The organism is Maribacter sp. MS6 (assembly GCF_056839185.1).
The window spans coordinates 1773879-1785582 of sequence record NZ_CM166389.1 but is presented as its reverse complement, the minus strand read 5'-3'; the positions used below and the strand labels follow the sequence as shown (position 1 = coordinate 1785582).

Here is an 11704-nt window from a genome sequence, read left to right as displayed (position 1 = left end):
AAATAGCTATTTTTGGAAAGACCACTCCAACAAAAGGAAGTATATAAAGTCAGATTACGGTAACCGTACACACAATTTCAGTAGTATCGTTTTCAAAAAATGTTTGGATTGGTAACGCTTCCATTCCCGGCACCATATTGAATACCCGTTCTTTTTTTGTTTTTTTGATGGAAATGGGAACGTTTGCCTCAACCACAACCATTCCTGAATCTTTTTTGATCTCAATGCGATTTTCTGTGGCTTGGGTCACTTTTTCTCCACTTTTAGAGACGATAGGGAGCACTACCATGGGTTGATCGGTAATAAGCGTATCCGGTGGCCGCTTTGCGGTGATAACCGTTTTATCTTTTGAGAAATCATATTGAAGTTGGTAAGTACCGTGTTCTAGAAAATCACCTTCTCTGTCAGTCAAATGTGTCATGACCTGAAAGCGAATGCGTTCACCATCATCTGTAAACGCAACCTTGGCTCTAAGGTCAAACAAGTTGCTGAACCATTTGTCCTCTTTCGTAAGTTCTATTCTTAGGGTTAAGGGAATATCTTCGCCATCAGGTTGTGGTTGTTGGTTATTTACCTCGGCCAGAACATATTCTGCCATGCTAGCGATAAAGATTGGCCCAACCTTGTCATGCCAAAGAACAGCTAAGGCACCGCCTGTGGCGGCCTGAGAATATTTTTTTTTAAAAATAACATCGTTGGAGGATATGGTCGCTTTAAACGGACCACGAGCTGCCAACCAAACATCGAGCTCCGGGAAGTATTTTACACCATCGGCCAAACTTCTGGGCAGAGCCTTTTCTTTTGAAAGTCGGGGTAGTTTATCGGCATTGTCCAATACGAACGCCAAGGACTTTGCGTGTGCAAAGGTATGGTGAACACAAGGTTTTACGCCATGTGATCCATAATGCAATCCTCCTGCCAAAAGGCCGTTTACTGTACAGCGTTCCAATAGTTCGGTATTCAAAATAGCTGCAGTACCAAAGGCGGCGTTTCTGTCCGCCATAAGCGTAAAGGCAGGTTGGCAACCATCTGTTGTGCGGCTTCCCCAATAGCTCCATTTGTTCTGGCGTGTACCCCAACTATTGTCCCATGCCCCATCGGGTAGCATAAATTCTAGATGGCCTTCAAGGGATTCTGTTAATAATTGTAGTAAACCCTCATCCTGTTCCAAAACAGCATATTGTACCAAACCGTTTAAGGTTTCCTCTACGTTGTAACCCAAATCAACTGGAAGCAGCCCCTTTGCACTAGGTTTGTTTGCAGGCTTGTTTTCTCCGAACAACAATTTATTGGGCGAGGTTAGCCATTTGGGTACTTCCTTCGCCAGTTCTTTGCTGTGGGCAATATAGTCTTGTCTTTTAAACGTTCTACCTAAAAAATTTAGGGCATAGACCGCTGTAAACGCATAGTTGATGTGGCTATAATCAATAGTAAAATTTTCATGGATAAAGTCAGCTGCCTGTTGTAACCGTGCCGTCCATTTTCTCTTAATTTCTTCAGGTAGCACATGACCATGGTGGTGGAGGGCTTCCCCAAGTGCTATGGCTCCAAAAACGGTAATACCCTTCCAAGATTTTGGGTCGGGGATGACTGTCCAGCTTCCATCGGGCATGGATACGTTTTCCGACCATTGCATTACGTCTATTGCGGCATCTGTATACTTTTGTTCCCCAGTACTGTCCGCCATGTAGAGAAAGGGGTACACGGCATCCATACAGCGTCCATGTATTTTGTCGCAGGCGGGACAGTACAAGGCGCCGTGTAAGCTCAAATCTTCTGGATTGTTGATTTGTACCGCAATCATTCCGTCACACCATTTCTTTAGTAGGGCTGCAACTTGTTTTTCGTAGGTAGTGAGTTGAGCACTTTTATCTTTTTCGGTAGACCAGCAGCCGTACAAAGAAAACCCTAATGCAATACTTGCAAAACTGGATAATTGGACAAATTTTCTTCTTTTCATAGGTCAGGACTATTAGAGCGGGGCCATTTTATATTAGAGACGTTTTTCTTTCCTTATTCCATATAAAAAACCTCTTCCAAGGCAATGGATACAGGCGAGTTGTCCGGATTGGTTTCCATAAGGTCGGCCATAAAAGCCCACCACTTTTTAACGATAGGGTGGTTTGCCAAATCTTGGGAACTACCATCTCCTGATAGTTTTTGAAACGCAAATAGAGTGTGGGTCTCTTCGTCCAAAAAAATAGAATATTCGCTTATACCCGCCTCTTTGAGCAGTTGCTTCAATTCTGGCCATAATTGGGTATGCCTTTTGGCGTAGGCTTCCTTTTGGCCGGCATCCAGTTTCATTTTAAAGGCTAATCGTTGCATTTTCAAGTGTTTTTTATGGTTGGGGCAGCCCTTTTTAACTGTGATTTTTAGGAAAAATCAAGGTTTTTCTAGTGTCTTAAAATTTTCTACGCTTGCGTTTTCTCATTTTATTGGCTTGTGCATCTCCTTTGAATTTTTCTGTTACAGGATTCCATTCCAATGGTCTTCCCAATTCGTAGGCAATATTGGCAACATTGCAGATAGTGGCAGACCTATGGCCTGTTTCTACGCTACAAATAGGTTCTTTTCTGGTTCTGATGGCATCTAGCCAATTTTGATAGTGATTGCCTTGGTCCTTGAAAAGTTGCGCAGGGTCTCCGCCATTGGGCATAAGGATGTTGGCGGGAGTAGTTTCAAGAAAGCCCCTGCTTACGTCCATAGTACCTGCTGTTCCTATGAAGCGTACGGCCCATTTTCTGCCAAAATCCTCATGCACCATTTCAATTCCGTTTTCATAGAACATCTGCAAGCCCCGTACTGCTTTGCGGTCTTTTGGTGGAATGAAAGATACCGGGCCTGTTTTGTCCATTCCCAAACACCATTGCGCAATATCAAACATGTGGGTGCCCCAATCGGAAAGGATACCGCCTCCGGTTTCTTTAAAATCACGCCAAGCAGGATAGCTTTTGACCACTTCAGGGGCGATGGTATTGTGATAAGTAAGTAGGGGAGCGGGTCCACACCAAAGGTTCCAGTCCACACCTTTCGGTGTTGGTTCTGCGGGTAGGTCGTAGGCACGATACGGGTCTCCAACATTTACCAAGACTTTAGTAATGTCGCCCAACTTTCCGGTACTTACTATTTCTTGGGCTTTTTTAAACCGATCCCAGGAGCGTTGCATGCTGCCCACTTGCAGTACTTTATTGTATTTTTCTTTGGCGTCTACCATTTTTCTTCCATCATCTATGGTGTTGGTCATGGGTTTTTCACAGTAAACGTCCTTTCCTGCCTTCATAGCGTCCACAGACTGCATGGCGTGCCAATGGTCCGGGGTGGCAATAACTACTGCATCAATACCGTCTTGCTCCAAAAGCTCTTTGTAGTTCAAATAGGTCGTGACTCCTGTATATTTTGATACCTGTCTCTTTTCTGCATAAGCGTTCTCTATGACGCCTTTGAACCAATCCCGTTTGGCGGTCCAAACATCGCTTCCCGCCACTATTTGTGCATTTGTGTTGGAAACAAAACGTTCGCCTAGGATACCGCCTTGTTTGCCCAAGCCAATATAGCCTAGGTTAATTTTATCACTAGGTGCCACAAAACCTTGTCCCAAAACATGCCTAGGAATAATGGATATTAATCCTGCAGCCAGCGTTGTTTTTTTTATGAATGCTCTTCTAGAATTTTGCAACCCATTTTGCTCTTGGCCATCTTTATAGTTTTTCATTATACCGTATTTTTTGAAGGGATTGTTAGAAATCTTTTTTTAAAATAAGAATACCTAAGCAACTCTAATTTTGTGTTTATTTCAGGTTCAAAATGGTGAATTCTCTTTCAGTAGTTTTCGATTTTGTTAAATGCTCTGTTCTAGTTTTAATATTTCGCTACCCGCCAATAAAAAGGCGCCGGTACCAAAATTCTGCCAGCTATCCGCAGAGGCTGGTTGGGGGTCTGCGCCGATGTTCTGTACCCATCCTACCATGCCGTTTTCGTGCTGGCAAGCCATTAAGGCGTTCCATGCTTTGGTTACTGCTGGCGTATACTCGGCCTTGTCTAAAATTCCGTTGTTAACGCCCCAGGCCAGTGCATAGGTATAAAAACCACTACCGCTGACTTCGCCATGATCAAAAGATTCTGGGGAAAGCAAACTAGTGCGCCAAAGGCCATCTTGAGGTTGTATATTCTTAATTTTTGCCGCCATTTCTTTATAAAGATTGAGGTAAAAATCTCTGTGTTTGTAATCCTTGGGCATATCGTTCAATATAAGTGCAAGCCCACCAAGCACCCATCCATTGCCACGAGACCAAAATATTTTTTTACCGTTCTCTTCCTTTAAGTCATCTGCATTTCCTTTCCATTGATAACGCGTGTCCCTTGCAAAAAGATGCTCTTCTTTGTTATATAAAAGATTATAAGTCTCCATATAGTATTCATGCATGGTATCTAAATATTTTGAATCGCCTGTATGTTTTGAATAAAGTGTTAACATTGGCGGAGCCATAAACAATGCATCACACCACCACCAAAGAATACGTTTTGAATCATCTTTATCGATGCCATCCCTCCACTTGTTCGGTTCGTACAAATGTTTTTGAATAAAGGTCTCCGTTGGTTTTAAGTCCACATAATTCTTGCGTGTATCATTCATTTCCAAATAGAGATAGCCATAGGAAACGGTAACATCATCGGCATGATAAAATCGGTCATGGGTTTTCCATTGATTACGGTAGCCCAAATTTTTCAACGCAGCTAAAAAAATTTGGTTTTTAGTAGTAGCGTGAGCACGTGAAATTCCTACTTGGTAAGCGCCGTTGGTCCAATCTGTTGGAGAGACGGCAAAAATTGGATGTGCCTCTTGCCATTCCATGGCACGGATCATGGCTTTTTCGATACCTGTTTTATCTACTTGTTGTGCACTTATAAGGGTACTGTAGCTTAAGCCGCAAAATATAAAAAGTAAGCTAATTGCTCTTATTTTAGTGGTCATTTTCATTATGTTCTATTGTATATTGGTTCTATTTTCAAATCTTATAATACCACTGTACATCGTTTAAAGTTGCGTCTTATAAATTCAATATGATGTGTTCAAGAATATAAGAGTTACGATTTTTTCAGGTTTGAAACAAATATTCTTAATTGGTAACTAAAATACCATTCTAAAATCGTTAAGGTGTCCTGCACCGTCTTGTTATCTAACTTTTATTTACAGGATTATCGATTATCAGAAATTATAAAATGATTACTTTTTTTGAGTTTTAGCTCACTAGGAAAAAATACACTTTTGTGAAACATTTTATTTTCAAAAAGCACAAGACAGAACAGGATGCCTATCCATGGCAAATCCGATATTTTTGAATTAAACGTAAAATTCATATGAAAAGTAAGATTTCATTAAGTTTACTTATGCTAATTTTTGCCATAAGTACGGCACGTTCGGCAAAAACCAATGAAGTTATAAATCTGGTTTGCGAGTATCATACCAATCCCATCGGTATAGATATAGTAAAGCCGAGACTAAGCTGGCAAATAAAATCTGATGGGCAAAATGTGATGCAAACCGCCTATGAAATTCGGGTATCTGCAACAAAGAAAGACTTACAAAGAGGCACAAATTTAATCTGGTCATCCGGAAAGATAGAAAGCGATAAATCCTTAGATATCGTTTATGGTGGTCCCGCACTCAAATCAATGCAACGTGCATATTGGCAAGTACGTATATGGAACAACAAGGATAAGGCAACCGCTTGGAGCGCTCCTGCTTACTGGGAAACGGGTATTTTAGAACCAAACCTATGGTCGGCATCCTATATTGCCATGAACGATATTACCACGGAAAAGAAATCGCATCCTTCCCAATACTTCAGAAAGGAATTTCAAACGAACAAACCCATAAAATCGGCCCGAGTGTATGTGACTTCCTTGGGACTTTATGAGCTGCACTTGAACGGTAAAAAAGTGGGCAATGACCTTTTCACTCCAGGGTATACCACCTATAATCACAGACTTCAATATCAAACCTATGACGTAACCCGAATACTGCAAAAAAATAATGCAATAGGTGCGATAGTCGGAGACGGATGGTATCGTGGAAATATAGGTTGGAAAGGCGATTACGCTTTTTATGGGAAACAACTTGGTTTATTGGTTCAGTTAAAAGTTGATTACACAGATGGCACAAGTGAAACCATTATAAGTGACAGCGATTGGAAAGCTTCCTATGGGCCTATTTTGGAATCGGATATGTACAACGGCGAAAAGTACGACGCTCGACTTGAAATGAACGGCTGGAACGAATCCAATTTCGATGATAGTAAATGGACCCAAACGGAAATTTTGGAACATCGCAAGGACATATTAGTCGCCCCACAAGGAGTTCCTGTCAAAGCTATTGAAGAAATCAAACCAATTAAGCTCATTACCACTCCAAAAGGAGAGACAGTTTTGGATTTGGGACAAAACATTGCGGGTTGGGCACGTATGAAAGTAACAGGTAAGGCTGGCGAAAAAGTAACCTTGAAGTTTGCAGAGGTACTGGATAAAGATGGAAATTTCTATACCGTGAATCTGCGAGCGGCCGAGGCTACTGATAGCTATATTTTAAAGGGAGCCGGAGAAGAGGTGTTCGAACCCCGTTTTACCTCGCATGGTTTCCGATATATTCAGGTAATCAATTATCCCGGAGAGTTAAACCTGGATGCCATTACGGGAGTAGTGATTCATTCCGATATGGCGCCAACAGGTACCTTTACGACATCTGACCCTATGATCAACCAATTACAAAGCAACATTCAATGGGGTCAAAAAGATAATTTTTTAGATATTCCTACGGATTGCCCACAACGTGATGAACGCGCTGGTTGGACAGGCGATGCCCAAGTTTTTAGTATGACAGCTGCCTATAATTTTGATGTAGCGGCATTCTACACCAAGTGGCTAAAAGATTTGGCGCTGGACCAACATGAAAACGGGTTGGTGACCAATGTAGTTCCGGATATTCTTACCGGGGCGCAAGGTGTAGCGGCTATGGGAGGTGCCACCGGCTGGGCGGATGCCGCCGTAATTATGCCTTGGACAGTCTATCAATCTTACGGGGATAAACGCATTTTAGAAGAACAATATAGCAGTATGAAAGGCTGGGTAGACTATATGGCGAAGGAATCGGGAGAAGATTATTTGTGGAACAACAACAAACATTGGCATTGGGGCGATTGGTTGGCATTTGATGCGAATAACCCAGCGTATAACGGCTCTGTTACCGAAAAGGATTTAATAGCAACCGCCTACGCGTACTACTCAACTACCTTGTTGAGAAAGACTGCAAAGGTGCTTGGTAAAATTGAAGATGTCTCCTACTACGATTCCTTGGCCAAGAACATCAAGGAAGCCTTTGTAAAAGAATATATTACATCGAACGGAAGGTTGGTTTCCCACACCCAAACGGCATATGCGCTGGCACTTTCGTTTGACTTAATTCCAGAAGATCTTATTGAAAAGTCCGCCGATTACTTTGCGGAGGATGTAAAGAATTTCGGCCATCTTACAACCGGTTTTTTAGGAACGCCCCTTCTCTGTACTACCTTATCTAAAATAGGGCGTGATGATTTGGCCTTTATGTTATTAAATCGAAAAGAATTCCCTTCTTGGTTATATCCCATAACCATGGGGGCAACGACCATTTGGGAACGATGGGATACTCAAAAACCGGACGGGACCATTATTGAAGGTATGAACAGTTTTAACCATTATTCCTATGGCGCCGTTGGGGAATGGATGTACAATCATATTGGTGGTATACAGATCGACCCAGAAAATCCAGGGTATAAGCACATCCTGTTTCATCCACACCCGGGTGGCGACCTTACTTCTGCGAAGGCTGAATTTATTTCGCGTTATGGGCAGATAACTTCCAATTGGGAAATCAAGGATAATATGTTTCACTATGAAGTTGTGATTCCTGCCAATACAACTGCAACGATTACTTTACCAGAAGCAAAAATGACTACTATTTCAGTGAATGGCAGCGAGCCAAAATCTGATATACGACAGAAAATAAAACAAACCGATGCTGGGGTGCAATTGGATTTGGGCTCGGGGAGCTACCGGTTTACCTATCCTACCGAAAATTTATAGTGCTAAATACGGTAAGCAAAAAAAAGCCCTGATCTAAACTAAAAAGAATGAAGTGTAAGGAATTGTTTGTTTTAAACTTGATACTAGCAACGTTTTACTTTTGTCATGGTCAGGATGAAACCGATTATACCAAACAGGGGATAGGTTTGGCCCAGCAAAGTCTAGAACAAGATAACGCTTCTACAACTTGGGTCGATTTACTTAATAAAGACTATAGGGACTATTGGGAGGTCTTTATCGGGGTGCCCCACCATACGGTTAAAGGTGTTGGGCGTGTAGACCCTAGCAGTGATGGCAAAAAAGGAATTCCCCTGGGTTTGAACAAGGACCCAAAAGGGGTCTTTACGGTTAAACAAATAAACAACGAGAATATTTTATATGTTTCGGGAGAGATTTACGGGGCGTTTACGACCAAACAAGAATATGGGAACTATCACCTTAAAGTACAATTTAAATGGGGGGATAAAAAATGGGAACCTAGGTTGGATAGGAAAAGGGACAGTGGAATTCTCTACCATGGTGTAGGTGAGCATGGTGCTTTTTGGAATGCTTGGATGCAATCGCAAGAGTTTCAAGTCCAGCAAGGAGACATGGGCGATTACTATGCCTTGGCAAAAACGGCAATCGATATCCCTTCCTCAAAGAGAGAAGGAGAGAAACAATTCACTTACGACCGCGGAGGTGTCAAAAACAATTTTTCTAGCGTACATATCGGTCTTCAGGTGCATTGTAATAAGGGGTTTGACAATGAAAAACCGCACGGGGAATGGAACACACTGGAACTGGTGTCGTTTGGCGGAACAAGCCTTCACGTAGTAAACGGTAAGGTGGTGATGGCACTATATAATTCAAGGTATTTAGACCATACGGATACGATGTTGCCCTTGGTAAAGGGCAAGATACAGATACAGTCAGAGGCGGCGGCGGCTTACTATAAGAACATTCAAATTAGACCAATTACCGAAATCCCCGAGAAATTTAGCAGTCAGCTCTAACACCTTCAATTTAGACGAGACAATGTTACAGGGCCAGGATGTCCCAAGAACCTTTTTTATGGCCAACATCTTTTTGCCATTGAAGTAGATGGCGTGTTCCCTATACCAAGGTCACGGGCTCAGGGTATGGTATGAGGCTTGTTTTTTGAACTTTTGTGCTACTGAGCTTTTACGTTGGCCACATGAGCTTCTTCTTTTATGCGCTCTATAGGCCGTTTTCGCGAAGAAGATATACGGCTGTATACATTGTGCCTGCTACTATTTTAGACGTAGTACATTGTCTCTCTTGGATGGTATTTCTAATCATCTCGGAAAGTAAAAAGCCACCTTCATTTGCCTTTATTAAACCTTTTTCAATTGTAAAGCTATGTACTCCTGTCAAGTTGTTCCACAAGGCTATGCCAGACATATTGTCTTTCTTATAACCCATAAAAAGGCTACCTCGTATGTTTTCTCTATCCATTCACTGTTTGCTATATTCTTTTAAATGAAAGGAATTTTATCCATGGTAAAAAATAAAGAAGGATGTTCTGGCTCTTGAGCTGAAACTTCATTAGTTCATAAGGTTACTGACAGGAACAAAGTAATAACAGCTATCAACTTTTTTCTTTTAATACTCAAGGGTGGTTGGTTAAAAAATTATCGAAAAATGACTTAAAAGTAACATTTGGGATTCATCTGAATATCCCGTACTGTGCTGGCTGTAAGATGTTAGATTAGATAAAAGTGATATTGGATATAAATTGAAGTAGCTTGTATAAAACAACCGCAAACTATGCTGCTAAAATGTTTTCTCAGATATCTAATTACTGTTTTAGAAGGTCTTCATTATTTAGTTACCGTTAATTCAACAGTTTCGCTGGCCTTGAACCCAATCCTATGCGCTTGTGCTATTATGGTGGCTCCTCCTGAAAGTCGGAAGGGTTCTTGGTACACGGACCAAGCCTTTGGCGCAGTTTCATTTTTTGGAAGGATTTTATACCCTAAAGAAGCACCCTCAGTTTTTGAGCTAATTGTGATTTTTTCTTCAGAATAAGTAATGGTAGGATTGGAAGTTATAGGCTTGGTTTTTTTACCGTTCCATAATTTTGATATGAGTTCCTTTTCCGGAAGATTCGGTTCATCCCCTATGTCTAAAAGCCATCGGTCCATCTCTGTTCGTAATTCTTCCAGTTTTTTAGAGTGCTTGGGGTCCTTAGCTAAATTGTGAAGCTCAGAGGGGTCGGCAACGCAATCAAATAATTCCTCAGCGTCTTTACTGCTTCTAAACCATTGCACTTGTACTTCGTTTAATTCGCCTTGGTCACGCAAGCGCAATAATTCCTGCATGGTGGGAATTTTTTCTCGGTACTCCACAGGTAAATAATAGCCTTGGTTAGGTCTATAATTTCGGATGTATTTAAACCGTTTATCGCGCACCGCTCGAATGACATCGGTAAATCCATCAAAACGGTCTGCGGCGGCGTAAATATACTTTCGTTTTTCCGTCGCTTTATGTTCTCCTAAAAAAGCCTGCCCTTGCATATAATTGGGGGGATTTATCCCTGTAATGGAGAGAAGTGTTGGAGCAAAATCGACAAAGCTTGTTAGTTGTTCATCTTTGGTGCCAGCGTTTATTTTGCTTGGAAATCGGATGATCATAGGTGTATTCAAACCCGAATCATAAATCAATCTTTTCTCTCTCGGCAACGGTCCGCCATGGTCTCCATTAAAAACTATAATGGTACTTTCCAAAAGTCCATCGTCTTCCAATTGTTTTAGAACAGCACCAACTTGCTTATCCATTTCTGCGATATTGTTGTAGAGTTTCCACATGTCTCTTTGTACCACTTCGTTGTCCGGCAAATAGGGTGGAATGTTAAATTTTGTGTCTTTTGGTAGGTGTACCGGTGTTTCTTCTTCCGCCATGCGGTCTGCATCCCATGTGTACTCCCGATTGCCCAATTGATAATGTCTTGTTTCAATATTTCTATGACCGTAAGGCTCAAATAAACCAGATTCATGGGTATCCGTAAAATTCACAACAGAAAAGAAAGGTTGGTCTTTAGAGCGATTTCGCCAATGCGCATACGGACTACTTTCATCCCAAGCTGTTATGGGGGCTTTAAATTGATAATCTTCTTTGTAATTATTGGTGCAATAATAACCATTCATACGAAGTATTTCACTAACCATTCGAGTTTCTGGTGGCGGAACCGCTGCATATGAAGGTAAACCTGTAACCTCGGTATACGAAGTAGTTCGCATGTGATTTGCACCTATACTTGAAGGATACATTCCCGTTGTAATTGCTGCCCTACTGGGCGCGCAAACTCCCGAAGTAGAATACAAATTGGGATAGACCACGCCTTCTTTTGCCAAGCGACTCAAATTTGGAGTTACAATTGTTGAATCTCCAAAGGAAGGAATATACGATCCCATGTCTTCTGTGACCAACCATAAGATGTTGGGACGATTTGGTAATGCTATGGAAGATGAAATCTCCTCCACTTTAGCATTCTCGTTTTTTTTTGTTTGGCAACTTGTTGCAAAAATGGCTATTATAAATAGCTTTGTTACCAGTACTTTCCACTTTATTCTCGTTCCCATAT

8 protein-coding genes are annotated in these 11704 nt (G+C 41.5%); 2 read left to right on the top strand and 6 right to left on the bottom strand.

Going from position 1 to position 11704, the window contains the following annotated elements; genetic code table 11:
* Positions 1–49 precede the first annotated feature (49 nt).
* The 4 genes from MS6x_RS07945 to MS6x_RS07930 form a co-directional block, all read right to left on the bottom strand.
* Complete coding sequence (locus tag MS6x_RS07945) at positions 50–1960, bottom strand: ulvan lysase-like protein (protein WP_482606673.1); 1911 nt, start codon at positions 1958–1960, stop codon at positions 50–52.
* 53 nt (positions 1961–2013) lie between these two features.
* The gene (gene rhaM / locus MS6x_RS07940; RefSeq protein WP_482606672.1) at positions 2014–2328 is read right to left on the bottom strand and encodes an L-rhamnose mutarotase; all 315 of its coding nucleotides are present in this window, start codon (positions 2326–2328) and stop codon (positions 2014–2016) included.
* 76 nt (positions 2329–2404) lie between these two features.
* Positions 2405–3715 (bottom strand): Gfo/Idh/MocA family protein, encoded by a 1311-nt coding sequence (locus MS6x_RS07935; RefSeq protein ID WP_482606670.1) that lies wholly within the window; start codon positions 3713–3715, stop codon positions 2405–2407.
* Between the two features lie 126 nt (positions 3716–3841).
* Positions 3842–4975: a glycoside hydrolase family 88/105 protein gene (locus MS6x_RS07930; protein ID WP_482606668.1), complete on the bottom strand. Its 1134-nt coding sequence runs from the start codon at positions 4973–4975 to the stop codon at positions 3842–3844.
* Between the two features lie 386 nt (positions 4976–5361).
* Here MS6x_RS07930 and MS6x_RS07925 point away from each other — a divergent pair, with 386 nt between their 5' ends.
* Positions 5362–8118, top strand: coding sequence for a glycoside hydrolase family 78 protein (locus MS6x_RS07925; protein ID WP_482606666.1), 2757 nt, complete (start codon positions 5362–5364; stop codon positions 8116–8118).
* 47 nt (positions 8119–8165) lie between these two features.
* Positions 8166–9113: a 3-keto-disaccharide hydrolase gene (locus tag MS6x_RS07920; RefSeq protein WP_482606664.1), complete on the top strand. Its 948-nt coding sequence runs from the start codon at positions 8166–8168 to the stop codon at positions 9111–9113.
* A gap of 205 nt (positions 9114–9318) precedes the next feature.
* Here the strand turns inward: MS6x_RS07920 and MS6x_RS07915 are convergent, their stop codons facing one another.
* Both MS6x_RS07915 and MS6x_RS07910 read right to left on the bottom strand, forming a co-directional pair.
* A complete protein-coding gene (locus MS6x_RS07915) occupies positions 9319–9576 on the bottom strand; it encodes a hypothetical protein (RefSeq protein ID WP_482606663.1) in 258 nt (85 codons plus the stop codon).
* A gap of 365 nt (positions 9577–9941) precedes the next feature.
* Positions 9942–11702, bottom strand: coding sequence for a sulfatase family protein (locus tag MS6x_RS07910; RefSeq protein WP_482606661.1), 1761 nt, complete (start codon positions 11700–11702; stop codon positions 9942–9944).
* Positions 11703–11704: the final 2 nt, after the last annotated feature.